At 73.4% G+C, this 25,109-nt stretch carries 18 protein-coding genes and 3 pseudogenes; 9 read left to right on the forward strand and 12 right to left on the reverse strand.

What is annotated here, in order from left to right:
• Positions 1-2 precede the first annotated feature (2 nt).
• On the reverse strand, positions 3-5,537 hold the full coding sequence (locus tag ACPXCB_RS08285) for an AAA domain-containing protein (RefSeq protein WP_425873680.1): 5,535 nt from the start codon (positions 5,535-5,537) through the stop codon (positions 3-5).
• 441 nt (positions 5,538-5,978) lie between these two features.
• Here ACPXCB_RS08285 and ACPXCB_RS08290 point away from each other — a divergent pair, with 441 nt between their 5' ends.
• Positions 5,979-6,431, forward strand: coding sequence for a macro domain-containing protein (locus ACPXCB_RS08290; protein WP_393167598.1), 453 nt, complete (start codon positions 5,979-5,981; stop codon positions 6,429-6,431).
• A 50-nt stretch (positions 6,432-6,481) separates the two neighbouring features.
• On the opposite strand, the gene ACPXCB_RS08295 is transcribed toward ACPXCB_RS08290, so the two are convergent.
• Together ACPXCB_RS08295 and ACPXCB_RS08300 are read right to left on the reverse strand one after the other, a co-directional pair.
• Positions 6,482-6,817, reverse strand: coding sequence for a hypothetical protein (locus ACPXCB_RS08295; RefSeq protein ID WP_425873682.1), 336 nt, complete (start codon positions 6,815-6,817; stop codon positions 6,482-6,484).
• A 126-nt stretch (positions 6,818-6,943) separates the two neighbouring features.
• A complete protein-coding gene (locus ACPXCB_RS08300; RefSeq protein WP_425873684.1) occupies positions 6,944-8,119 on the reverse strand; it encodes an aminoglycoside phosphotransferase family protein in 1,176 nt (391 codons plus the stop codon).
• A gap of 128 nt (positions 8,120-8,247) precedes the next feature.
• On the opposite strand from ACPXCB_RS08300, the gene ACPXCB_RS08305 reads away from it, so the two are divergent.
• Entirely contained in the window at positions 8,248-11,031 is a 2,784-nt protein-coding gene (locus ACPXCB_RS08305) for a tetratricopeptide repeat protein (protein ID WP_425873686.1), read from the forward strand.
• Between the two features lie 52 nt (positions 11,032-11,083).
• Here the strand turns inward: ACPXCB_RS08305 and ACPXCB_RS08310 are convergent, their stop codons facing one another.
• Positions 11,084-12,373, reverse strand: a complete 1,290-nt coding sequence (locus ACPXCB_RS08310) for a phospholipase D-like domain-containing protein (RefSeq protein WP_393167590.1) — start codon at positions 12,371-12,373, stop codon at positions 11,084-11,086.
• A gap of 270 nt (positions 12,374-12,643) precedes the next feature.
• Positions 12,644-13,876, reverse strand: a complete 1,233-nt coding sequence (locus ACPXCB_RS08315) for a multidrug effflux MFS transporter (protein ID WP_425873688.1) — start codon at positions 13,874-13,876, stop codon at positions 12,644-12,646.
• 133 nt (positions 13,877-14,009) lie between these two features.
• Here ACPXCB_RS08315 and ACPXCB_RS08320 point away from each other — a divergent pair, with 133 nt between their 5' ends.
• On the forward strand, positions 14,010-14,399 hold the full coding sequence (locus ACPXCB_RS08320) for a MarR family winged helix-turn-helix transcriptional regulator (RefSeq protein WP_425873979.1): 390 nt from the start codon (positions 14,010-14,012) through the stop codon (positions 14,397-14,399).
• Between the two features lie 44 nt (positions 14,400-14,443).
• Positions 14,444-14,920 (forward strand): VOC family protein, encoded by a 477-nt coding sequence (locus ACPXCB_RS08325; protein ID WP_425873690.1) that lies wholly within the window; start codon positions 14,444-14,446, stop codon positions 14,918-14,920.
• A 4-nt stretch (positions 14,921-14,924) separates the two neighbouring features.
• On the opposite strand, the gene ACPXCB_RS08330 is transcribed toward ACPXCB_RS08325, so the two are convergent.
• The 5 genes and pseudogenes from ACPXCB_RS08330 to ACPXCB_RS08350 form a co-directional block, all read right to left on the reverse strand.
• The gene (locus ACPXCB_RS08330) at positions 14,925-15,422 is read right to left on the reverse strand and encodes a WapI family immunity protein (protein ID WP_425873692.1); all 498 of its coding nucleotides are present in this window, start codon (positions 15,420-15,422) and stop codon (positions 14,925-14,927) included.
• A gap of 94 nt (positions 15,423-15,516) precedes the next feature.
• Positions 15,517-16,074: a membrane protein insertion efficiency factor YidD gene (yidD, locus tag ACPXCB_RS08335; RefSeq protein WP_425873694.1), complete on the reverse strand. Its 558-nt coding sequence runs from the start codon at positions 16,072-16,074 to the stop codon at positions 15,517-15,519.
• A gap of 191 nt (positions 16,075-16,265) precedes the next feature.
• Positions 16,266-17,411, reverse strand: a complete 1,146-nt coding sequence (locus ACPXCB_RS08340; protein ID WP_425873695.1) for a hypothetical protein — start codon at positions 17,409-17,411, stop codon at positions 16,266-16,268.
• A gap of 155 nt (positions 17,412-17,566) precedes the next feature.
• A pseudogene (locus ACPXCB_RS08345) lies at positions 17,567-18,713 on the reverse strand (penicillin acylase family protein); the annotation flags it as partial.
• 54 nt (positions 18,714-18,767) lie between these two features.
• A pseudogene (locus ACPXCB_RS08350) lies at positions 18,768-19,022 on the reverse strand (penicillin acylase family protein); the annotation flags it as partial.
• Between the two features lie 53 nt (positions 19,023-19,075).
• Here ACPXCB_RS08350 and ACPXCB_RS08355 point away from each other — a divergent pair.
• Both ACPXCB_RS08355 and ACPXCB_RS08360 read left to right on the forward strand, forming a co-directional pair.
• Positions 19,076-20,623, forward strand: coding sequence for a gluconokinase (locus ACPXCB_RS08355; protein WP_425873697.1), 1,548 nt, complete (start codon positions 19,076-19,078; stop codon positions 20,621-20,623).
• Between the two features lie 190 nt (positions 20,624-20,813).
• Positions 20,814-22,082 (forward strand): serine hydrolase, encoded by a 1,269-nt coding sequence (locus ACPXCB_RS08360; RefSeq protein ID WP_425873699.1) that lies wholly within the window; start codon positions 20,814-20,816, stop codon positions 22,080-22,082.
• 12 nt (positions 22,083-22,094) lie between these two features.
• On the opposite strand, the gene ACPXCB_RS08365 is transcribed toward ACPXCB_RS08360, so the two are convergent.
• Together ACPXCB_RS08365 and ACPXCB_RS08370 are read right to left on the reverse strand one after the other, a co-directional pair.
• The gene (locus ACPXCB_RS08365; protein ID WP_425873701.1) at positions 22,095-22,379 is read right to left on the reverse strand and encodes a putative quinol monooxygenase; all 285 of its coding nucleotides are present in this window, start codon (positions 22,377-22,379) and stop codon (positions 22,095-22,097) included.
• 26 nt (positions 22,380-22,405) lie between these two features.
• Positions 22,406-22,618, reverse strand: a pseudogene (locus ACPXCB_RS08370) (TipAS antibiotic-recognition domain-containing protein); the annotation flags it as partial.
• A gap of 440 nt (positions 22,619-23,058) precedes the next feature.
• Here ACPXCB_RS08370 and ACPXCB_RS08375 point away from each other — a divergent pair.
• The 3 genes from ACPXCB_RS08375 to ACPXCB_RS08385 all read left to right on the forward strand — a co-directional run bounded on the left by ACPXCB_RS08375 (position 23,059) and on the right by ACPXCB_RS08385 (position 25,108).
• Positions 23,059-23,232, forward strand: a complete 174-nt coding sequence (locus ACPXCB_RS08375; protein ID WP_425873703.1) for a hypothetical protein — start codon at positions 23,059-23,061, stop codon at positions 23,230-23,232.
• A gap of 96 nt (positions 23,233-23,328) precedes the next feature.
• Positions 23,329-24,186 carry a JmjC domain-containing protein gene (locus tag ACPXCB_RS08380; RefSeq protein ID WP_425873705.1) on the forward strand — a complete coding sequence of 286 codons (858 nt, stop codon included), beginning with the start codon at positions 23,329-23,331 and terminating at the stop codon, positions 24,184-24,186.
• A 4-nt stretch (positions 24,187-24,190) separates the two neighbouring features.
• Positions 24,191-25,108, forward strand: coding sequence for a JmjC domain-containing protein (locus ACPXCB_RS08385; protein ID WP_425873707.1), 918 nt, complete (start codon positions 24,191-24,193; stop codon positions 25,106-25,108).
• The last annotated feature ends 1 nt before the right edge of the window (position 25,109 follow it).

Here is a 25,109-nt window from a genome sequence, read left to right on the forward strand (position 1 = left end):
TGTCAGGACGCGTGTGCGGAGGCGTCCACCACCCGGTTGCTGGCGGTGGCGAGTTCCTCGTCGGTGAAGAGCGGACGAAAGCGTGGCCGGATCACCACCGCCTCGGCCGTCAGGTCCACCCGCCCCCGCTCCCACAGCGCGGTGAACCCGTCGGAGACCAGCGGATGGTGCAGGAGCTGCCGGGCGGTGGCGAGGCCGCCCTTCTCCGTCACCATCCGCAGCAGCAGGCTGGCGTGGTAGTTCGCCTCGTCCCGGGCCCGCTCGTACGTACGCACCATCGCCTCGTGGAACGCCGCTTCGAGCGCCCGGCGGTCGGCCGAGGCCTCGACGGGCTCGTCCGCCGGCTCGGCCTCCTGGTCGTACGCCCGCACCATCGCCTGGTGCAGCGTCTCCTCCAGCTCCCGGCGGGCCGTCCCCTCGCCCGCCGGTGCGGGCCGCGGCTCGCCCGGACCGCGCGGCTCGGGCGCGGGCCGGGCCGGTGGCGCGGCCGGGCGGGCGTCGCGGCTCTCGCCGCCCGACGGCCGCAGGAGCCGGGTGACGCTGCGGAAGCGCACGGCGGCGGGGCTGGCGGCCGGGAAGTACTGGACGAGGCCCGCGTGCCGGCCCCGGCTGTCCTCCACCGGTATGTCGCGCTTCATCGACGCCGCGGCGACGATTGCCTTCGCCTCGTGCGGGCGCACCCAGCAGACCAGCCGCGCGCCGTTCGGGTGTGCCCGCTCGACGCGGACGTTGGCCCGGTACTTGCGCGCCTCGGCGGAGGCACTGTCGTAGTAGCGGGCCCACCCCAGCACCTTGCCCTCGTGCCGCACCGGCACGTCGCGGCAGTGCTGGTAGCTGTCCAGGGCGGCCACCGCCTCGTACGGCCGCAGCCAGGCCACGTTCCGGTAGCCGGCGGGCACGGGCACCATCCCGTCGTCCGGGGTCCCCGCCGACTCGTCGGCCGGTGGCGGGGCCGCGCTGGGCGTGGGCCGCACCGGGGGTGCCGCCACCCCGCGCGGCTCCTTGTCGCCGCTGCTCTCCGATCCGGCGCGGGCAGCCGGCGCCGGACGAACGGGCTCGACGGGCTCGGTCACCACCGGCGGCGGTTCGGTGCTGGCGGAACCATCGCTGCCGGTCGTCTCCACCGGCGGCACCACGTCATCGACCGGCTCGGCGGGCACCGGGGCCGGCGCGACGGTAGTCGTCGCGCGGGTTGCCTCCGTGCTGACCGGCGCAGCCTCGACGACCTCGGCGTCGATGACCGACGCGGCCGTTAGGGACGAAACCTCGATGCCCAGCTCGGCGATCCGCTCCCACAGCGGCTCCAGCGCCGCCTCCGGGTCCCGGCTGAAGACGCTCCCCCGGATGCGTACGAAGACGCAGTTGCCGACCCGCTCCAGCACCGCCTGCCGGCGCATGTCGCTCTCCCACTGGTCCGGCCCGTGGTAGGCGTCGCCGTCGCACTCGATGGCGAGCCGCCGCCCGTCGGGTGCGGGAAGGACGAAGTCGATCCGGTACCCGCCGATGCGGAACTGCGGCAGCGGACGGTATCCCCGGGTCAGGACGCGGCGCAGCACCGCGCGCTCGAAGTCGCTGTCGCAGCGCTTCTCCAGGTCGTCGTACGCCTCGTCGGCGGCGGTGACGTTCTGGCAGTAGGTGAGCAGCAGGCCCCGGGCGTCGTCCTCGCGCAGGTCGGCGGGCTGCACGGAGTGGAAGACCCAGAGCTGGTCGCGGGCGCGGGAGGCGGCGACGTTGACCCGCCGGTGGTGGTCGCGCTTGGTGAAGGCGGAGACCATGCCGTTGTGCGGGGAGACGACCGTGGAGACGAGGACGATGTCGCGTTCGTCGCCCTGGAAGGTGTACGAGTCGCCGACGCGCAGCCGACGTCGTTCCATCTCCTCCTCGCCCACCACCTCGCGCAGGCGGGTGAGCAGGTAGATGGCCTGCCCGCTGGTGCTGAGCAGGCTCACCACCCCGATGGTGCGTCCCTCGTACGCGGGGTCGGCGACGATCGCGGCGACCCGCTCGACGAGGGCGTCGGCCTCGGCGACGTTGACGTTGCCGTAGGTGGGCAGGTCCTGGCGGATGCCCTCGGGCACGTGTACGGCGATGACGGGGTCGCCGATGCCGGCGGGCCGGTCGGTGCGCAGCGGCTCGATCTCGCCGCCGTAGTACGTCTGGCTGGAGAAGCCGATGATCGCCGGTACGGAGCGGAAGTGCTCGGTGAGCAGGATCCGCTCGGGTGAGCGGCGCACGGCGTGGTCGTAGAGGCTGCTCTCCGGGTCGAAGTGCTCGGCGGAGGGCACGTCGACCAGGTGCGAGTTGATCAGGCCGGTGACCGTGCCGACGAACGACAGCTGCGGGCCGATCTGCTGGTCGTCGCCGACGACGACGGCCCGTTCGGCGAGGCTGAGGATCGGCAGGGAGAACATGTCCGCCTGCGACGCCTCGTCGACGATCACGACGTCGAAGTGGGCGCCGCCGGCGAACTGCTCGATGGCCCGGTCGACGGACATGACCCAGACGGGCACCGCGTCGACGGCGGAGTTCATGGCCCGCTGGGCGTGCGCCTGCCACTGGGCGGCGTTCTTGCCCGTACCCTTGCCGATCTTGCGCAGGGCGGTGGTCCAGTCGGCGAGCGCGGCCCGGCGCCGGTCGTCGAGCGCCTTGGACACCTCCAGCCAGGACGAGGCGACGACGAGTTCCTGGGTCAGCCGGCGGATCCGCTCCCGCGTCTGCTCGATCCGGCGGCCCAGCGCGACGGGGTCGACGCTGCCGACGACGGTGTCGAACCAGGTCTGCGCGCGGCGCCACTGCCAGCGATGCGGGCAGTCGGCCCCGGTGCCGCCGATCGCGACGGCGGTGCCGTCCTCGATCTGAGCGGTCCAGCCGGGCGCGACCGGCCGCAGCCGTTCGGTGAGCTGCGCGAAGCGTTGCGCGTCGGGGCGCAGGGCGGCGAGCCGGCGTACCTCGTCGAGGATGCCGTCCCACCCTTCGAGGTCGGCGCGCTGGCGGCTCTGGTCGAGCAACCGCCACAGCTCGCTGGCGTCCGTGCGCGACATGCCCTCCTGGAGCACCGTGCCGAGGGCCCGCTCGTCGGCGACGAGCCGGTCGTAGTCGAACACGGTCGCGCACCGGGCGACCAGGTCGGCGAGGGCGGTCAGCCGGCGTACGTCGACCGCCTGCTCGGCCCGGGGGACCAGGCGGCGGACGGTGGCGTGCAGGGTGGGCCAGCGGCGGCGGTCCCAGTCGAGCGCGGTGGCGGCGTCGGTGAGCAGCCGACCCACCCACAGGTCGGGCTGGTCGCCGAGGTCGGCGGGGAGGTTGAGCAGTTGCCGCCACTCGGCCCACCGGGTGTTCAGCTCCTGACGCAGCCGCAGCCGGGTGACGTACGCGACGACGATGTCGACGTCCTCGGCGGCGCGCAGGGGCTCGCCGTCGATGCGGCATTCGGCGGCGAGCCGGGCGAGGGTGCCCTGGAAGAGCCGGTTGACGCCCTTGCCGGTCGCGAACCGCTGCCGCAGCTCACCGAGCTGGGCCAGCAGACGGCGCGGCTCGGCGAGCTGCGCCTCGGGCACGCTCACCTGGTGGCCGGCGAGGGTCCGGGTCGCCGCGGTCAGGTCGGTGAGCGCGCGCTGGCAGGCCGCGACGTGGTCCTGCCACATGGTCTGCCAGTTCGGGTCGGCCTGGAGCAGGGTGGCCAGCCGGTCGGTCCACGCGCCCTCGCGGCCGGCGAGCAGGGTCAGCGCCTGACGCAGCTGCCCGACGAGGTCGTCGAGCGCCGGCCGGCCGAACGCGCGTACCTCCGGCAGGACGACCCCGGCGGCGGCGAGCCGGTCGAGTTCCTCGCGGGCGGCGGCGAGTTCTCGCCGCCCGGCGAGGACGGCGGCCTCCGCGGGCAGTTCGGCGGCCGTGGGCAGGTGCCGCAGCGCCTGGGTGCGGTCCTGCCGGACGGTACGCCGGGCGATGTCGAGCAGCTCGGTGAAGTCCTCCACGCCCAGCGGCGCGGCCACGTCCGGCGCCAGGGCGTCGGGGACGTCCCCGTAGCGGTCGGCCCGCTCGCGCAGCCAGTTGCCGACGTCGCTCGGCGACAGCCGGATGCCGTCGATCTCGTAGTGCGCGGACTCGTTCTCGGCCATGGTGCGCAGGCCGCCGAGGGCCTGGCCGAGGTCCCGCTCGGCCTCCTCCAGCTGCCGTCGCAGCCGGTCGACGCGCTGCTGCTCGCCCCGCCTGTCGAGGGTCGCCCCGCGGTCGGAGAGTTCGCGGGCGGCCAGTTGGAGCTGCACGAGCTGGTCGGTGGAGCGGCCCAGCACCGCCAGGCACAGCGACTGGATCTCCTTCGGCAGGCCGTCGCGCAGGACCCGCAGCGGGTCCTCCTTCTGCGCCACGACGAGCACCCGCTTGCCGTGCGCCATGAGGTGGCAGATCAGGTTGCGGATGGTGTGGGTCTTGCCGGTGCCGGGCGGGCCCTGCACGGCGACGTTGCGGTGCTGCGCGAGCCGGCGCGCGATGGACTCCTGTGCCTCGTTTGTCGGCAGCGGCATGAGCAGCCGCTCCCCCAGCGGGGCCCAGCGCGCCGGCTGGTCCTGCGGCATCTCCAGCCGGCTCGGCTCGTGCGCCAGGATGGCGGCCAGCGAGCCGATGCTCGCGGTGTCGCCGGCGAGCAGCCGGGCGCGCAGCTCCTCCAGGAAGCGGCGCAGCATCCGCTGCCGGGGCCGGACGAAGAGCACGCCCGTGTCGTGCACGTGCGGGCCGGCCGGGGCCGCCGCGCCGCTGTCCCGTACGACGGGGTCGTGCCCGAGCCGGCGCAGCGCCCGCTCGAAGAACTCGACGCGGTCGAGGTCGTGCCAGACGTCGAGGTCGAGCTGACCGCCGGAGCCGGCCAGCGCGAGCAGTTGACTGAGGTAGCGCTCGTCGAGGCCGGTCAGCGGGTCGGTCTGGAGCCGGGGCGCGCCCTGCGGCGCCACCGTGACCATCGACCGGTCGGCGTCGAACTCGATGGCGACCGGGGTCACCACGAGCGGGTACTGCACCCGGTGCCCGGCGACGTCGGTGCGGATGACGCCGTGGCCCCACACGAGTTCGTGGGTGGCGGCGTCCATGTCGACGCGGTGCTTGAGGTCGAACAGGCTGCGGTGCAGTTGCCGCGTCGCCTCCGTACGCCGGGTCTGGTCGGCCCAGGGGCGCCACTCCCGCTCCCGCCACTGCGCGAACCGCTCCTGGAGCCTCTCGATCGTCTCCTCGTCGCCGACGAGCCGGGGTTCCACGGCGTACGACGGCGCACCGGCCAGGTACGGCGCGAACTCCGCGGGCGTCCTGATCGGTCTCGTGGCGGCGGGCAGGCCGACGCGCAGCCAGCTGGCGCCGTCGGTCGAGACGCCCACCTCGCAGGCGGCGTGCGCGGGGAAGTCGTGCTGCCAGAAGGCGTCGGCGGTGGGAACCGTCCGGGCCGGCTTCTCCAGCTGCGCCCGCACGGCCATCAGGTACTCGACCAGCGAGGTGGCCCGGTCCCGGATGAGTGCGGGCGATTCCGTCGAGGACGTGGAGCGGGAAAGCATGTGGCACCTTTGGTTCTGCTGGGTGGACCGGCCAGGACGGGACGGATCGACCTGTCGTCAGGAGATCGGTAGGCGGGCTCGTCGTACGAGCAGTCGGTCACCTCCGCGCTGACGCACGGCTCCCACCTCCCCACTGGCGGTCCCCGGACCCTACCCACAAGAGTCCTACCAGCGGGACCCCCGAGGTTCCACCGATCAGCCGGCCTCGGCTCACCTGTTCCCGCCGTCAATTACCTACGAAGTCGATATTGCGCACGCGCAACTACTTGCCGGTGATGCCGTATTCGCCCTGCTCAGTAGGGACAGGGGGTCCGAGGCTGAGACTCCGCGCGACGGCCATCCCGACGGGCTGGAGCACGGTGGCGCAGCGACTCTGTCAGGGACGCGACAGCAGCACCGAGCGGAGTTCCGCTGTCACAACCCTCTGGTAGCCATGTTGCCGTGATCAGCATTCGGCACGGCGACCTGCTCGACGCGGACGTCGAGGCGCTCGTCAACCCGGTCAACACCGTCGGGGTGATGGGCAAGGGGCTCGCCCTGGCCTTCAAGAGGGCCCATCCCGCGAACTTCACCGCGTACCGCGCGGCCTGCGCCGCCGGCACCGTCCGTCTCGGGCGGATGTTCGTGTACGACTCGGGCACGCCGGGCCGGCACCGCTACGTCGTCAACTTCCCGACCAAGGGCCACTGGCGCTCGCCGTCCCGCCTCACAGACATCGAATCCGGGCTACCCGATCTGGTACGCGTCCTGCGCGACAACCGCATCGCCTCGGTGGCGGTGCCGGCTCTCGGCTGCGGCAACGGCGGCCTCGACTGGGCCGACGTCCGCCCCCTGATCGAGGCAGCCCTCGCCGAACTGACGGGCGTGCAGACGTTTCTGTACGAGCCCGGATGACCCGTCAGAGAGCACCCGTGACGCCCGGCTGGCACAGCCACAGTGGAAACTCAGTTTTCAAGCTGTCCGCGGAAGCGCTCCTCATCGGCCTTCTTGCGGTTCTTGACGACCTCCACCGCGTTGATCTGCGGATCGCTCCTGTCGAAGACTGCCCTTTTCCCGTCGGGGCTCACCAGCAGCGGTACCGTGGCGCTGACTGCGACCCCGAGGGTGCGGGAGTCCTCCAGGACCTCGAGCTTGGCTTTCTGTCCGTTCGGCCTCACGAACTGGACAATGTAGGCCCACTTCGCATCCGAGTTTCGGACGCTGTGGAGCCGCGAGTCGACCACGTGACCGGTGACCTTGACCCATTTGCGGTGAATAAAGCGGAAGAACATGGGGCTCATTTCTGCGACAGCTCGTTGACCGGAGAATTGCTGTTGGCGCTAATGTGGCAGCCATTGTCAAGGGCCTCAATGCGCGCAACGAGCATGCCAGCAAGCCCTCGTCATCGTGACGCGGCTCGTCACAGGTCACCGGGCAGCGGGCGTGAGCGCCTGCGCGAAGTAGGTGTCGACGTCCGTGGCGTGGTAGACCCGCTCGCTCGCCTCGATTCCGTCGAGGAACATCGCGTACACGGCCGCCAGGCGTAGCGCCGCGACCGGCCGCAGCAGCTCCACGGCCCGCTCCGGCTCGCACCCCGGCACCTCGGCCCGCCACCGCGCGCACCACTCGGCGAGCACCGGGGCGGCGTCGTCGTCCGCAAGGCCCTCTACCAGCCGCAGCGCGTCGAACGCCGGGTGTCCCACGAACGCGTCGCCCCAGTCGATGACCACGTGCCGCCCGGCGTCGGCGCGTACGTTGCCGGGGTGCAGGTCCCCGTGCACGAGGGTGTCCGGCAGCCCGCACCCGCGTACCTCGTCGAGCCGCGCCTCCAGCCCCGCCAGCAGGGACCGCACCGGCGAGGTGTCCCAGCCGACCAGCCGGTCGCGGATCCAGGCCGGCAGGGCGTCGGCGCGCAGGTCGGGCACGCCCGCCGCGACCAGTTCCGCCGCGTCGGGGACGGAGCGCACCTGCACCGGGTGGAAGTCGGCGGCCATCGCCAGCCGTTCCTCGACGGGTGCGCCGTAGCGGTCCTCGCCGGGCACGTGCTCGATCAGCATCCGGCCGTCGCCGTCGTCGGCGAGCAGCGTCGACGTCTTCCCCGGCGCGGCCCGGCCGAGCCAGCGCAGCACCGCGGCCTCGTGCCGGAAGAACACCGGCACCTGCTTCAGCCAGGCCGTGCCGTCCGGCCCGTCGAGCCGCCAGACCGCCGACAGGTTCCAGGTGCGCTGCTGGGTGACGGTCTCCGCCGGGCGGCCGAGCCGCCGCAGCTCGGCCGTCGCCCAGGCGAGGCTGCGCGCCGGGCCGCCGGGCTCGGCGTAGGGGGCGCGCAGCGGGTCCGCCGTCAGGTCGACCTTCGCCGGTACGAGCGGCGTGGCGGGCGGCCCGTCGACCTGCGCGAGGTAGGTGACCGTGCCGCCCATCGGCTGCGGCCCGTCGCCGGTCAGCAGGCGGAGCACGGCCACCTCGACGCCGTACCGCTGGCGGGCCTCGGCCACGACCGGGGCGACCTCCTGCCACCAGGGCGACGGGACGTCGAACGCCGGCAGGGTGCCCAGCGCAGCGCCGGCGGCATCGACCAGGACGAGAGTGACGGAGCGGGACACCCTGGCACGTTATCGGCGTCCAGCGGGGCGCGGCGACCGCTTTACTCCGACCGGCGACGGCGCGCGTACGAGTCGTGACATGCACCACTATGGTTATCGAAACACGGCGATCGGAGCGTGATTTCCGAGTGTTGCGCATCAGCGTGCTCGGCCCCGTGCAGGTGTCCGACGACGACCGGCCCGTACGGCTGGGCCCGAAGCTGGTGGCGCTGCTCGCCATTCTCCTGGTCGAGGCCGGTTCGGCGGTGCCGGCGTACCGGGTCGTCGAGTTGATGTGGGCCGGGACGCCACCGGCCGGCGCCCGGGCGACGCTGCGCAGCCACGTGTCCCACCTGCGCCGGGCGCTGCGGGCCGTGGGTGAGCCGGTGGTGCGGACGGTCGGCTCGGGAACCGGCGCCGCCTATCTCCTCGACCTACCGGACGAAGCCGTCGACGCGCACCGTTTCGAGCGTTGGTGCGCGCAGGGACGCCAGCTCGTCGCGGCCGGCGACGACGACCTGACCGAGCGGGGTGTGGCGACCCTGCAAGCGGCGCTGGCGCTGTGGCGTGGTCCGGCCTTCGCCGACGTGGCGGACCACCCGTTCGTGCGGCCGAGGGTCGCGCGGCTGGAGGCGGTACGCCGGGCGGCGCGGCGCGACTGCGCCGAAGGGCTCGCCGCGCTGGGGCGGTACGCCGAGGCGGTCGCGCAGCTCTCCGGGCCCCTCGCCGACGACCCGTACGACGAGGGGGTGCGGCGGTTGCTCGCGCTGGCGCTCTACGCCGAGCAGCGGGTCGACGAGGCCGCCGAGGTGTGTCGGGAGGGCCTCGTGCTGCTGGGCGAACGGGGGCTCGACGCGCCGGGGCTGCAGGCCCTCCAGCGGGACATCCTGCACCGCCGGGTGCCGTCGCCGCGCGGGCCGGCGGAGCACGTGAAGTCGGCCCGGCCGTGCCTGCTGCCGCCCGACCCGCCGCAGTTCGTCGGCCGGGCGGCGGAACTCGCCGCGGCCCGGCGGCTCCTGCTGGCCGCACCGGCCGGCTCCCCGACGGTCCTGGTCAGCGGGTTGGCTGGCGTGGGGAAGACGCACTTCGCGGTACGCCTGGCGCACAGCGTGCGCGACGACTTCCCCGACGGCCAGTTGTACGTGGACATGCGCGGCTACGGCCCGATCGGTACCCCGGCTGGGCCGGGTGAGGCGGTGCGGGGCTTCCTCGACGCGCTCGCCGTGCCGCCCGAGCGGGTGCCGGCGACCCTGGAGGCGCAGAGCGGCCTCTACCGGAGCATGCTCGCCGGCCGGCGGGTCCTCGTCGTCGTCGACAACGTCCGCGAGGTGGAGCAGGCCCGTCCGCTGCTGCCGGGTGCGCCCGGCTGCGCCACGGTGGTGGTCAGCCGCAACCAGCTTTCCGGCCTCGTGGTGGCCGAGGGCGCCCGACCGCTGCGGCTCGACCTGCTCACCTCGGGTGAGTCCCGCGAGCTGCTGGGCCGCCGGGTGGGTGCGGGGCGGGTGGCCGCCGAGACGGTGGCGGTCGAGCAGATCGTCGACGCCTGCGGGCGCCTACCGCTGGCGTTGGCCATCGTGGCGGCCCGCGCGGCGAACCATCCCGAGTTCACCCTGCGCGCGCTCGCCGGGGAGCTGCGTACGGGCGGTGGTGGCCTCGACGCGTTCGCCATCGGCGACACGGACGTCCGGGCAGTCTTCTCCTGGTCGTACCACGCCCTGCCGGCGGCGTCGGCCCGGCTCTTCCGGCTGCTGGCGTTGCATCCCGGCCCGGACGTCACGGTCGAGGCGGCGGCCAGCCTCGCCGCGTCGCCCGTCGAGCGGGTGCGGGTGGCGGTGCGGGACCTGGCGGCGGCGCACCTGCTCGTCGAGCACGTCCCGGGCCGGTACGCGCTGCACGACCTGCTGCGCGCGTACGCCGACGAGCTGATTCCGGCCGGCGACGGTGAGGGGCTCTCGGCGCTGCGTCGGGTGCTGGACCACTGCCTGCACACGGCGGTGGGCGCCGACCGGCTGCTCTGGCCGCACCGGGATCCGTTGGAACCGCCCGTGGCCGTCGAAGGCGTGTGCCCGGAGGTGTTCGCGGACCGGGAGGCGGCCCTGGGGTGGTTCACGGCCGAGCATCAGGTGCTGCTCGCGGCGCTGGACCGGGCCGAGCGTTCCGGCCTGGACGGGCACGTGTGGCGGCTCGCCTGGGCCACGACCAACTTCTTCGCCCGCCGGGGTCACTGGCTGGACTGGGTGCGGGTCGGGGAATCCTCGGTGGCCGCCGCGCGGCGGCAGGGCGACCAGGCGGCCGAGGCGGAGGCGTACCGGATCCTGGGCGGCGCCCACGTGCGGTTGCGCGACTTCGAGGCGGCGCGGGCGCATTACGGGCAGGCGCTGGAGCTGTTCGGTCGGCTCGATGACCTGGTGGGGCAGGGGTTCACCTGCCGAAGTCTCGGCTGGCTGTGTGAGCAGCGGGGCGACATCTCCGATGCGCTGCGCTACGACCTGCGGGCGCTGGAGCTGTTCCGGCGCGCCGGTCACGAGCGGGGGGTGGCGAACACGCACAACTCGGTGGGCTGGTGTCACGCGCTGCTCGGCGACCACGGGCAGGCCATCGACCACTGCCGCCGCTCGTTGGCGCTGCTCGAGGGTCTCGGCGACCCGGTCGGCATGGCGGGGGCCCTGGACAGCCTCGGGTACGCCTACCGCGAGGTCGATCTGGGCGAGGCGCTGGCCTGCTACCAGCGGGCCCTGGGGCTCTACCAGAGGCTCGGCGACCGGATGAACGAGGCGTTCACCCTGCGCAACCTGGGCGAGGCCCAGCGCGGCGGGGGCGACCTCGGCGCGGCCCGGGAGTCGTGGCGGCAGGCATTGGACATCTTCACCGGCCTCGACCACCCGGACGCCGGGCAGGTCCGCGCGCTGCTGGCGGAGACGGCCCCGCCGTGAGCGTCCGGAGGGCCGGCCCGGTGTCGGGCCGGCCCCCAGGGTCGCGGTGTGCTCAGCCGGCGTCCTCGACGTCGGCGGTGGCGCCCGCCGGCGGCTGGTATGGCAGGCAGGTGCTGTGGTGCTGCTCGAAGCGCTGTTGGAACGGGGCGGCGAGCGGGTGGTTGCGCAGCGCCAGGATGTTCTCGTCGTTCTGCCGCAGCGCCCGGTAGGTGAGGTTGTGGCTGCCCGTGTAGAGCGTGGACTGGCCGCCCCGACGGATGATCATGAACTTCTCGTGCATCGGGACGCCACCGGCCTCGGTGTAGCCGCAGAGGTGCACCGGCATCGCGCGGGCGAGCTCCACCAGTGCCTTCATCGGCGGGCCGGCGTCGTGCGGTCGGCCCGACTTGGCGCCGGTGACGATCCGGACCTGGCAGCCCCGGCTCCGCGCGGCCTTCAGCTCCTTGACCACGGCGGTCCGTTGGATCCGGAAGTTCGCCAGGTCGATGCGGGTCCCTCCGGAGCAGTTGGTCGACCTCAACAGGCTGGCGATCGGGTCATTGCTCGCGCTGCCCGGCGTGCTCCCGGCGGCCTCCCTGCGGGGGAAGGTGTAGACGCGGTGTGCGCCGACCGTCGTGGTCCGGCCGTAGTTGGGGTTGTTCCGGCCGGAGGTGCCGTACCGCATGAGGTCGTTGAAGTAGTCGAGGTAGGTGCCGTAAAGGCCGGCGTGGCTGATGGTGATGGCGTTCTCGTAGGCCCGGTAGTGGTCGAGGTTCGCCGAGGAGACGTAGAGGACGTTGCGCGCCGTCCCGCCACCCGCCAGTCGCACGCTGGAGATGGTCATGAACTTGTCGTGCAGCAGCGGCGGATTGTGCAGCGGCGTCGCCTCCGTACGCTTGGTCACGCAGCCACGGGTCGACTGCCCGTCGGAGCGCCGCTGGCCGCACGTCACGAGCCGGACGTTGGGGATCGCCTTGAGCGCCGCGTAATGGGGCGTCCCGACCTGGCTGCCGTTGATGACGATCCGCACCCGTACGCCCCGGGCGGCGGCGCCGCGCAGGGCGTCGACGATCTCCTGCCGGTTGAAGAAGTAGAGGGTCAGGGAGAGCGTCGCCCCGGACGGGGCGGCGTTGACGAGCCGGCTGACGTGACCGACGAGCCCGCCGTGCATGTCGCTGTCGGTCTTCTGGTTGAACCAGGCGTAGTTGCGCACTTCGGAGGCGGCGATGGGGATCGCCGCCGCGGCGGCTGCCGGAGCCTTCCCCGTGGGGTCGGCCGCGTGGGCCGGGTTGATCGGCAGGGACAGCGCGGTCGTCGCGGCGACCGCCATGGCGAGGCCGCGGATGCCCGCACTTCTGCTCATCCGCCCCCCACCTTTTCGACCCGACGCGCCAGCGGATTCGACGAACATGAGATCGGCACCTCCCTGTTGTCCTGTCCAGCGGCTGGCCCCCGTTGGGTGGCGTCGGTGCCGGTGCTCGTCCAGGTGGACGATCCTGCCCGGGCCGCCACGGTCCAGCCGCTGTCCGTGGATCGGAACAGGTGCGTCGCCGCGCAACCGTCCCGCGTTGCCGTCAACGATCGCGGGGGGCCGTGGAAGCACCGTGTAAGAAACGTGGAAGGCTGCCGCCGGTCAGGGCCGACGGGTGCGGGCCAGGGTGCCTACGACGGCGAGGGAGGCGGCCGCCGCCCCGGCGAGCACCACGGCCATCGGCATGGCGCTGCCCTCGCCGCCCAGCCCGACCAGCGGCGCGGCCATCGCCCCCACCAGCGACTGGATGGTGCCGAGCAGTGCGGCGGCCGTACCGGCGTGGGCGGGGTGCCGGTCCAGGGCGAGCGCGGTGCCGTTCGGCATCACCATGCCGAGGGATCCCATGAAGACGAAGAGCGCCACCGCCACCAGCGGCAGGCTGCCGAGCAGCGCGCCGGCGAGCAGGACGGCGGCGGCCAGCAGCCCCACGCCCAGCGGGCGCAGCAGCAGGGTGCGGGGCGCGAAGCGGTCCAGCAGGCGGGCGTTGAGCTGGCCGGCGGCGACCAGGGCGAGCGCGTTGACGCCGAAGATGAGGCTGAACGCGCCGGCCGAGACGCCGAAGACGTCCTGGAAGACGAAGGACGACCCGGAGATGTAGGCGAAGAGCGCGGCGAAGGCGAGGCCCTGCGCCAGCGCGTACCCGAGGAAGATCCGGTCGGTGAAGAGTGAGCGGCCGGCGGCGGCCGTGGCGGCGAGGCCGCCGGTGCTGCGCCGCGCGGCGGGCAGCGTCTCCGGCAGCCGCCACGCGACGGCGGCGGCGAGCAGCGCGCCGATCACCGCGAGGGCGACGAAGACGGTACGCCAGTCCCCGAAGCGCAGCACCAGGCTGCCGAAGGCGGGCGCGGCCATCGGGGCGACGCCGAAGACCAGGGTGAGGCGGGAGAAGTACTTCGCGGCCTCGCGGCCGGCGTAGAGGTCGCGCACGACGGCGCGGGCCACCACGACGCCCATGCCGCCGGCGAAGCCCTGCGCGAGCCGCGCGGCGGCCAGGGTCTCGGCCGACGGCACGGCCGCGCACACCAACGACAGCAGGGTGTACGCGGCGACGCCCACCAGCACGGGCCGGCGCCGCCCGAAGCGGTCGCTGAGCGGGCCGGTGACGAGCTGGCCGAGGGCCATGCCGACGAGGCAGGTGGTCAGCGAGAGCTGGATCTGCGCCTGGCTGGCGGACAGGTCGCGGGTCATCTCCGGGAACGCCGGCAGGTAGGTGTCCAGGGAGAGCGGCCCGAACGCGGTGAGCGTGCCGAGCAGCACCAGCAGCACGACGGCGGCCCGCCCGGTGGGCGCGGCGACGCGCTCGTCCGGTCGGACGGGCGGCGCGGTGGCGTACGGCATGGCGGTCCCCTCACTGATGGCTCGGCCCGGATACGATAGCTCTGACTACAGAGCTATTTCGGCGTCGGAAGGCCTGACTGTGACGGACGAGACGGTCGACCAGCTCGGCGGAGCCCTCGGTGACCTGCACCGGATGCTGCGCCGGACGGCCACCCAGCGGGTCGGCCGCACCGCCCTGCCGGACGCCCAGGTGGAGGTGCTGCGGCTGGTGCAGCGGCGCCCGGGAATCGGCGTCCGCGAGGCCGCCGAGCGGCTGGGCACCGCGCCGAACACGGTCAGCACCCTCGTCGGCGAGCTGACCACCGCCGGGCTGCTGCACCGGGAGCGGGACCCGGCCGACCGGCGCACGATCCGGCTGGAGCTGACCGACGCGGCGCGGGAGCGGATGGCCGCGTACGGGCGGCACCGGCGCGACCTGCTCGGCGCCGCGCTGGCCGAGCTGGACGCCCCGGACCGCGAGACGCTGCTCGCCGCCGCCCCCGCCCTGCGCCGCCTCGCCGACCGGATGACGGGACGGGGCTGAGCCACCGGAGCCGGAACGGCCGGCGGTTCGCCGCTACGGTGGCGGTGGACGGTGCCGGGTCGTACGTGGAGGGTCGTCGGGTGATGGAACAGCGGATCAGCCTCGTGACGCTCGGCGTCGCCGACGTGGCCCGGGCACGCGCCTTCTACGAGCGGCTCGGCTGGCGCGGCCAGGAGGTCGAGGAGACCGTCTTCTTCCAGGCGGGCGGCCTGGCCCTGGTGTTGTGGAGCCGGGAGAAGCTGGCCGCCGACGCGGGCGTGCCCGACCGGGAGGCGGGCGGGTTCGGCGGGATGACGCTGGCGCAGAACGTCCGCTCCCGGGGCGAGGTCGACGAGTTGTTGACGGCGGCGGCCGACGCCGGGGCGGAGGTGACCGTGCCGGCACGCGAGACCTTCTACGGCGGCTACGCCGGCTGCTTCGCCGACCCCGACGGGCACGTCTGGGAGATCGCCTGGAACCCGGGCTTCCCCCTCGGCCCGGACGGCTCACTCACCGTCCCCGACCTCACCCCACCGGGCTGAGCGGTCAGGAGGCGATGCGGCGGGGGTACGCGTCGGCTTCGCGCGCCCACTGCTCGGCGGCCGTGGAGAGGGCGTCGGCGGAGACGGTGAGCGTCAACGGGTAGACCGCGCTGAGCGGCTGCCGCCGCATCCAGGGCGGCAGCGACTCGTACGAGAACTCGACGGTCAGCGCCAGCCGGCGCCGGCGCAGCACCCGGGCGCGGAAGGCCAGGTTCGGCTCGGTGAAGCGGGCCACCGCCGAGGGCTCCGCCGGGTCACTGGTCGTCTCCGCCTGCTGCCGCAGCCAGCCCGCCAGCGCGTACGCCTCGGCCACCGTCAGGCAGGGTTCGAGGTGCGACCAGGCCTGCCCGTCGGCGGTGCGGGCGTCGGTCTCGACGAGCAGCCAGTCGTCCCAGTCCGCCGCCTCGTCCGGGTCGTCCGGGTCGTCCGGTGGCTCGACCCCGGGCTGGTAGCCCACCGGCCGGATCCTCACCCGGGCACCGTCGTCGGAGCGGATCTCCATCCTGTCATCATGACCGATCCCGAGGCGCGTGATGGGGGCATCCCCGCAGCTCAGGACGCCCGGCGAAGAGCGGTCCGGGCGCTGGGCGCCCCGGTCAGCGCACCGGGTCGTGGGTGCCGCACGGCACGTCGGGCCGGCAGCGGCGCACCCGGTCGGCCGCCATCCGACCGCCGACGGCCAGCCCGTGGCGCTCCACGGCGGCGAGCCCGTACGCGCTGCACGTCGGGGTGAAGCGGCACTGCCCCGGCCAGCGGTGCGACAGCCAGCGCCGGTAGCCCAGGATCGCGGCCCGCCCGGCCCGGTCCACCAGCGGCGCCCGCCCGGCGGCGACGGTCGGCGGTGCCGGGGCCCGGCCGGGCGACACGAGCCGGGCGCCCAGCGCGCCCAGGGTCAGCAGGGTGGAGAAGAGCCCCAGGTCGCAGCAGGGGATGTCGCAGTTGCAGGCGTCGCAGTTGTCGAAACGGCTCTTCTTCTTGCGACGCTGGTCGCTCTTCAGGTAGATCACAGGGAACATCATCCGACTTGCGCGCCACCCCGAATCTCTCGGATGGCGTTCCATCGCCTCGGTGGTGGCCGGCTCGGTGGACAGCGCCGAGTCGGTGCGCCAGCGAAGGGCCCGTACGACGCTGTCGAGCTGAGTCGGCTGTGACATCACGTGGTGGTGTCCGGCCCGCTGTGCCACCAGAGGGCGGTGAATCGTCTACGACATCAGCTCGACAGCATGGCGCACGTCAGCCCTCGCCCGACCGGGAGTGCCGCGGAGTTAAGGAGTGCCGCGGAGTTAAGGAGTGCCGCGGAGCCGAGGGGTGCCGCGGAGCCGGGTGCGGACACCCGCCGAGCCGGTCAGCGCCAGACCGTGCGGCGCACGCCGTCGTGGCCGGCGCAGGCGTCGCGCCGCCCGCCGGTGAGGCTGACCGAGCCGTCGTCGCACTGCACCAGGTGGCCCCGGCCGGCCCAGAACTCGGGTACGCAGTCGAACCAGTCGCAGACCTCGACGGCCGGCCTGCGGATGCGCTCGCCGCCGCAGAAGTCGTACCCCATCGGGTTGGCCGGGGCGCCGCAGAGCCGCTCGCGGGCGGGCGTCGGCGTGGGTGCGGTGGTGCCACGTCGCGGCTTCGACGCGGCGGGCGGCGCCTTCGCCTGCGCGGCCGGGAGAGCGACCGGCGGGGCGACGAAGGTCGGCGCGGGGGTCGCGGCGACGGCGACCTCCGAGCCGGTCCGGTCGGCGGGATCGGTGTCCAGCAGGGCGGCGGGCACCAGCAGGGCGATGCCGGCGGCGACGGCCACGGTGCGCCGGCCGCCGGGCACGAACGCGAAGGGCTGGGCCTGCGCCGGGGTCGCGATCTGCGGCCGGAACGGCTTGAGCTGCGCGTGCTCGGCGATCGCCTCGTCGAGCTGGTCGAGCACCGCGCCGCGCTGCTCGATGGCGTCGGCGAAGGCCAGGGTCAGCTTGAACCGGAAGTCGGCGGCGACGTCCGCCGGGAGCATCAGGCCGGAGGTGCGCCGCCGGTCCAGCACCTGCATGAAGGTGACCGGCGCGTGCGGGTCGTGGGCCAGGCCGGTCATCCTCCCGTACGCCCAGTCGCGCCGGCCGCGACCGCCAAGCAGCACCAGCCGGCGGTTGGTGATCACCGCCATGCCGGCGTCGGCGACCCGGACGCCGTCCGGCCTGCGGGGCCGCGGCGGCGCGGCCGCCGGGGCGACCGTCAGGTCGGGCGCGGGCAGCACGGTGGTGTGTCGTACCTCCACCAGCTGCGCGGCCGGCAGCACCCAGAACACCACCTCGTCGGGCGCGAGCTCCAGCGCCAGGCCGGCGCCCGCCGCGGCCGAGCCCTGGAACTCCTCGGCGAGGGTACGCAGGCGGCGCAGTTCGTCGTCGCGTCGTCGCCATGCCTTGTCGGCGCTGCGGAACTCCCGCCGCCGCCGTTCGTTCTGCCGGTGCACCCACCGGTACCGCCATGTGGAACCCGTCGAATCAGTCCTTGCCACGCCGACTCCTTCGCCGCGCAGGCCACCAACCGGGGTGTCACAGCTGTCAACGGTGACAACGGCCGACGGGGACACGCCGCAACGGGCAAAATGGCCGAACGACGGGCGAAAACGGGCGATAGGTGGATTCCGTCGGGCCGAGCGACGATCGCGGGTCAGTGGCGGCGGCCCTCCCCCACCCGGTAGGTGCGCAGGTTCGGGTCGGCCTTGATCTGCGCCTCCGTGTACTTGATGGTGTCCCAGCCCCTGCCCGAGTAGAGCCGGGTCTGGTCGCCGTACCAGGGCGAGTGCGGTTGCTCGACCGGGAGTAGGTGAGGATCTGCCGCCCCGAGGGGCCGTTACGGCCCAGCTCGACGGCCATCACGAAGGGCGAACCGTGCACCACCTTCGGGTAGCCGACGCCCGGTGCCAACGAACCGATGATCATGTTGAACACGCCGGCCTCGGCGCGTCCGCCGTGGATCGGGATGCGCCGGTCGCCGCGCGGCTCGGTCTGGACGTCGCCCAGGCGCGCGTCGGGCGGGATGCCGGCGAGCTTGCGGACGGCGTCGGCGAACTCGGTGAACAGGTGCGCGCCCGGCTGTCCAGGTCGACCCGCAGGTCCCAGCCCTTCAGCGCCGCGCAGGCCCCCCGCAGGTCGACAGTGGTCCCGTCGGAGGCGGTCGCGGTGGGCTGCGCGGCGCAGAGCGCCACCAGGTCGGCGCGCAGCAGTTCGCCGCCGTACGCGCGGTTGCCGAAGACCGTCTGCCAGAGCCGGGACGTGGTGTAGCCCCGCCCGGGCAGCCCGTCGGTGCCGGCGAGCCGCTCCCGCACCTGCTCCACGCCGAGCCGGGTACGCAGGCTGCGCTCGGTGCGCTCGTTGCCGACGATGCGCGGGAAGCCCTCCAGCGGCGCCTCCGGGTTGGCCAGCCAGTGGCTGTCGTTGGAGTTGGTCACGTAGTCGGCGCGGAACCGGATCGGCAGGTTGGCCGGGCCGAGGATGCCGGGCACCGCCGCGTCGCGGTCGCGGCCCAGCGCGCAGGCCGACCGGGAGCCGTCGAGGACGGCCTGGCCACTGGTGGCGTAGAGCGGCTGGAATGGCGCGGGGATGCAGGCGGCGGCCAGCTCGTCGGTGACCCGGGGCACCACCGAGTGGTCGGCGTAGAGCGCCTCGCCACGGGCGTCGGCGGCGATCACGTTCACCCAGGGCAGGAACTGGTGCCGGTCGAGGACCTGCTTCAGCTCGCGGATCGTCTTCGCCCGGCCCATCTCGAGCCAGCCGTCGAAGGCCCGGTTGTTTGTCGCGTTGTGGGGGCTCGCCGCTCCGAAGCAGCGGGACCGCTCGGCGTTGACCGTGACGGCCTTCTCCGCGATGACGCAGATGTTGTCCTCGGCCTGGACGTGGCCGACGCCGAAGCCGAGGCTGGCGAAGGTGCGGGCGGTGATGTGCGGGACGCCGTACGACGCCCGGCGGATCTCCGCCGAGTAGCCGCCGTCGTGGTGTCGCGCGGCGGCCGGCGGGACGCCGTCCGGTGGACGTGTGAGAAGTTCACACGACCGGCATTCTCGCCGGGCGCGGGCGTGCCGAGGAAGACCCGACCGGGAAACCGGGTTGTTCCCCCTACGGACCACCCGGACGCTGGGTAACGTCGGCGGCAGCCAGGGCCGACGAGGGGGTGGGACCGGTGGGTGACCCGCTCCGCCCGGTGGTGATCGGCGTCGACATCGGCACCACCAGCACCAAGGCGGTCGCGTACGACCTGGACGGCGCCCAGCTCGCCCACCACTCGGCCGGCTACCCCCTCGACGAACCCTTCCCCGGCTACGCGGAGCAGGACGCGCGGCACATCCACGCGGCGGTGCTGGAGTCGTTGCGCGTGGTCGTGGCGGAGCTGGACCGGCCGGTCGCCGGGCTCTCCTTCAGCACGGCGATGCACAGCCTGATCGGCCTGGACGCGGACGGCCGCCCGCTCACCCCGTCGGTCACCTGGGCCGACTCGCGGGCCAGCCGGCAGGCCGAGCGGCTGCGGGCGGTCCCGTCCGGGCTGGCGCTGCACCGCCGCACCGGCACCCCGGTCCATCCGATGGCGCCGCTGCCCAAGCTGCTCTGGTTCGCCGAGCAGGAGCCGGTGCTGTTCGGGCGGGCGGCGTACTGGGTGGGCATCAAGGACTGGGTGCTGCTGCGGCTGTGCGACGCGCTGGTGACCGACCACTCGGTCGCCTCCGCCACCGGGCTGATGGACATGCACCAGCTCTCCTGGGACGAGGAGGCGCTCGGCATCGCCGGGATCAGCGCGGAGCAGTTGCCGGAGCTGGTCCCCACCACCACCGTGCTGCCCGGCCTCACCGCCGAGGCTGCCGCGGCGACCGGGCTGCCCCGGGACACGAAGGTGGTCGTCGGCGCCGGGGACGGCCCGCTGGCCAACCTCGGGCTCGGCGCGGTCGCCCCGGGCGTGATGGCGTGCACGATCGGCACCAGCGGCGCGATGCGGGTGATGGTGGAGCGCCCCGGCGTCGACCCGCTCGGCGGGGTGTTCTGCTACGCGCTGACCGAGCAACGCTGGGTGGTCGGCGGGGCGATCAACAACGGCGGCGTCGTGCTGGAGTGGACCGGCGACGCGCTCGCCCCGGAGCTGGGCGAGGACGCCGAGGAGGAGCTGCTGGCGCAGGCCGCGCTGGCGCCGGTCGGCTCCGGCGGTCTGATCATGCTGCCGTACCTGCTCAGCGAGCGCGCCCCGCACTGGAGCGCGCTGCCGCGCGGCGCGTACGTGGGGCTGACCCACGGGCACCGCCGGGCGCACCTGGTGCGGGCCGCGCTGGAGGGCGTCTGCCAGCAGTTGGCGCTGGTGCTGGCCTCGGTGCGGGCCGCCGGCAACGAGGTCCGGGAGATTCGCGCCAGCGGCGGCTTCGCGCGCAGCCCGCTGTGGCGGCAGATGCTGGCCGACGTGCTCGGCATGCCGGTGCACTTCCCCGCCACGCGGGAGGGCTCCGGCTTCGGCGCGGCGCTGCTCGGCATGGAGGCGCTGGGGCTGATCCCCTCCATCGAGGTCGCCGCCCACCTGGTGCACATCGAGGAGACGGCACGCCCGGATCCGGCCGCCGCCGCCACCTACGCCGCCCTGCTGCCGCTCTTCGCCGGGCTCTACGACGCGCTGGTCCCCACGTTCACCTCGCTGCGCCGCCTCGCCCCGGGCCTGTCGCCGGCGCCGGCCCCGGCCCCACCGAAGCGGTAGGCCACCCCTCGCCCCGGGACCTGCCGCCAGCACCGCGCCGCCCCGCTCCGGGACCTGCCGCCAGCATCGCGCCGCCCCGCTCCGGGACCTGCCGCCAGCACCGGCGCCGCCGACACGGTAGGGCCGCCCGGACGGGTGACGCCGCCGGGGGCGTCCACACCCGCGACGCCCGCGTCCATATCGTGCAAATGTGAGCAAAGCAGACAAGAGGCGTTCGTCTTCCCGGTGGACGGCTGTCCGCGTACCGCTGGCGGTCGTCACGGCGCTGACGCTGGCGGCGGACCCCGCGGCGGCGGACGGCGGCGGACCGGGGCCCGGGCCCGAGCGGCCCCCGGCCGCCTCGGCGGCGTGGCTGGCCTTCCCCGGCGGGGTCTTCTCGGTGGACACCCGCACGCGTACGGTGCGCTACCGGGCCTGCGACGGCGACACCGGCCGGGCGTCCGACCCGGACATGCGGATCACCGGCCGGGCCGCGCGCGGCACGCTGGTCGTCGACGGCACGGCGTACGCCTACGACGTCCCGTTGGTCGGCCGGCGGTGGGGCGCCCTGGAGGTGCTCCGCCCCGGCGCCCGGCCGCAGCGGCGGACCGGCCCGGTGGTCACCGAGCCCCCGCCGCCCACCGATCCGGTCGCCGGCCGCCGCCTGCTGCCGCTGACCGACCGGCTCCGGCAGGTGGTGGACGCCTCGGCCGGCACCAACCCGGCCGGCGTCACCGTCCGCGACCTCTCCGGCCGGTTCGGCGACCAGCAGATCGCGGTCGACGGCACGTTCCGCCCCAAGGCGGCCAGCGTGATCAAGCTGTGGATCCTCGTGGAGCTGCTGCGTCGGGTCGACTGCGGCCAGGTGTCGCTGGACGAGGGCGTGCTGGTCACCCCGGCCGACGTGGTCGACGGCACGGGCGAGCTCCAGCACGAGACGTTCCCGCAGGTGGTGAGCCTGCGTCGGCTCGCCGAGTACACGATCGTCTACAGCGACAACACGGCCGCGAACGTGCTGATCAATTACCTGCGCGGGTTCGGGCCCGTCAACGCGCTCGCCGACTCGATGAACCAGTGGCAGACCCTCCTGGGCCGCAAGTTCCTCGATGAGGACGCCGCCCGGCGCGGCGAGGAGAACTACACCAGCCCGGACGACGTCGTCTCGCTGCTGGGCGCGGTCTGGGACGCGCAGATCCTCGCCCCCGCCTCCCGGGACCTGCTGGTCGGCTTCATGCGGCGGCAGACCCTGAACACCAAGATCCCCGCCGCGCTGCCGCCCGGCGTGCCGGTCGCCCACAAGACCGGCGACCTGCCGGACGCCTCCCACGACGTGGGCTACTACCTGATCCCCGGCTCCGAGGTCGCGGTCGCGTTCCTCACCTCCGGCCCGATCGCCACCGGCGACGAGGTGGTCCGTCGCCTCGCCCGCACCGTCTACGACCACCTGGTCGCCCCCGCCGGGGCGGGCCGGACGCCGTGACGCCCGGCCCCGTCAGGGGGCCTCGACCCCGGAGATGAGGTAGCGGTGCACCTCCGCGCCGCGGATCGCCACCGCCTGTTCCGTCGAAGGGCCGGAGCCCCGGAAGTCGAGCAGCTGCTCCTCGGACTCCCAGCGCTCGTAGACGTTGATCCGCCCCGGCTCGACCAGGTCCGCGCCGATCGCGAAGTCGACGCAGCCCGGCGCGGACCGCGCCTCCCGGACGACCTCCACGCAGTCGGCCAGGTAGGCGTCCCGCTGTTCCGGGTCGACGTAGAGACTGCCGGCGACGATGAACACTGCTGACCTCCGGGTACGGCCGCGCGTCAGGCGCGGGTGATGGCGTTGGCGTGGATGGCCTCACCCAGGTACGCGGCCATCCCCGGCCTGATCGTCTCGAAGTACGCGGTGAACCGCTCGTCCGACACGTACATGTCGGCCAGACAGGCGTGCAGCTCCAACGGGCAGTCGTAGAACCAGCGGCTGATGAGCTGCCGGTGCTCCTCGGCAACCCGCCGCACCCAGTCCTCGTTCTCGGCTGGCTGGCTGGCTGGTCGGGAAATACGTCGGGCTGGCCGCCGAGTGGATTATGAGGAGCCGGCCCGGCGACCGAAAGAAGTCAATTTGTTGGACGTGCCGACAATCGCCCTCTTCTCACCGGTCGATTGACGCCAATGAAATCTGGTCCTGCGTCTCCACCGCGGCCCCGGGCACACCCCTATGCCCCCTGTGACACCCCTGACCGTTCCACCGAACGGTTTCCGCTGGTGGAGACGTCGATCCCGACGCAACTACCCTTCTCCACCCCCGCCGCCTGCGGGGGAGCAAGCCCGATCCGTTCACGACCGCGACGACGCGAACCCTTATGGAACGGTTGTTGCCGGCAGGTAACTTCCATCGACGCTCTTGCTCGCGCAAATTGCTCGCAGTAACATTCCCGCCACTGCCGACCGGCAGTCCGAATGAAGGGGGAACGCCCATGGCGCTCCGCGATGTTCTGCACGCACTCAACGAGACCGAGCTGGTCGCCGCTCCGACCGAGGCCCGCCTCGGTGGCGAGGGCCAGGTCAGCCCGGCCCGCGTCGCCGAGCAGGCGTCCGAGGACGCGTTCGACGCTCCGATGATGGTGCTCAGCCAGATCAACGAGGCCTGATCGGCGAGCCCTGAGGGGTGACCGGTCCGGCCTCGTGAGGTCGGGCCGGTCACCCCGACCCTCGATCTTCGGCTCCAGAATGGATGAGTTCCTCGAATGAGTGAATCTGACCGTCTCGTTCCCCTGCTCGACGACGACTTCATGGGCTCTCGCTGGGGTCGGGACCACGTCATCTGGCGGGGGGCGACGGACCCCACCACCTACATCGGCCTCGAGGAGATCAACGCGCGCCTCGACGCCAGTCTCCTCCGGTGGCCCTACTTCACGTTGCTGCGCCACGGCGAACAGCCGCCCGTCCACACGTACACCAGCCGACGCGACGTCATCGGCCACAAGCGTGACGGCTTCCCCGAACCCGCAGCCATCCGCCGGCTGATGGCCGACGGCGCCTCCCTGAAGCTCAACCAACTGGCGGACTGGCACCGCCCGACCCGGGCCCTGCGCGACGCGCTGGAAACCGTCACGTCCGCGGCCGTGCAGTCGTACGTCTTCTGGACCCCCGCCGAGCAGCGTGGCATGCTCCCGCACCGCGACGCCGCCCACGTCATCGCCATCCAACTGGTGGGCCGCAAGGAGTGGCACCTGTACGCGGAGCCTGGCCAGGTCGCCAGCACGGCAGGTCTCGACGTCGACGCGTCCAAGCCGTCGCACACGTTCGTCCTCGAACCGGGCGACGTGCTCTACCTTCCGCACGGCTGGCCGCACGACGCGGTCGCCTCGGGCGGCGAGTCGATGCACCTCACCTTCACCCTGACCGAGCCGTCACCGGAAGACCTCGTCGAGGCGCTCGTGCAGCGGTTCACGACCGCCCGCACCGACCTGGTGCACCGCCACCACGCCCGGTCGCTGGAGAGCAAGACCCGCGAGGTACGGACGGCTCTGCGGAACGAAGCGCAAGACCTCGCGTCGGACGAATGGGTCGGCCTGGCGCTCGCAGCGATGAGGAAGCGGTGAATCCATGACGGTGACAGCCCAGGGGCCGGCAGCCGAGGTGACCGGTGTCGTCCCGACCACCCTGGACGACCTGGTCGGTGACCCCGCCCGGTTCTTCGCGCAGCACTGGGGGGTCCAGCCCGTCGTCCTGCCCGCGCACAGCGATCTCTCCACGCTGATCTCCGAGGAGGAGATGTGGGAGGAACTGGAGTGCGGGCTGTTGAGCCGGCCGTACTTCACGATGTTCAACGAGGGCGTGCGTACCGCGATCAGCGACATGACGCAGACGCGCTCCGTCGTCGGTCACGAACTGGCCGGGTACGTGAAGCCCGAGCAGATCAGGCGGGACTTCGCCGCCGGCGGCACGTTCAAGTTCAACCAGGCCGAGCACTGGCACCCACGGATCCGTGCCCTGGTGCAGGGCATGCAGCCGCACTTCCGTGGCGGCCTGGAGTCGTTCGTCTTCCTCAGTCCGCCACGCAAGACGGCCATGGACGCCCACATGGACGGGGCGCACGTCTTCGTCCTCCAGGTGGCCGGCACCAAGGACTGGGTCATCGGGAGGATCGACGAGACGGCCGTCAGCGACTCGGCCCTACACGAGGGTGAGATCCGGCCCGACCTGCGGATGGAGACCACCCTGCGTCCGGGTGACGTGCTCTACATGCCGCACGGCTGCCCGCACTACGCCACCTCCACGGACGTCAACTCGATCCACATCGCCGTCACCATCGAGGAGCCGACGGCCGTGGACCTGGCGAACGTCTACCTGGCGAGCCTGCTGGTCGACGAGCGGTTCACGGCGCTGTCCGAGCGGCATCACGCGATGCCGCTGCCGGAGAAGGTCGAGCAGCTGAGGAAGCTCGTCGACGAGTTCCTGGGCGAGGCCGACCCGGACCAGCAGCTCGCTGCCGCCGTCACGCTGCGACGGTTGCATAAGTGAC

It is taken from the genome of Micromonospora sp. DT62 (genome assembly GCF_049847285.1).
GTDB lineage: Bacteria > Actinomycetota > Actinomycetes > Mycobacteriales > Micromonosporaceae > Micromonospora > Micromonospora reichwaldensis.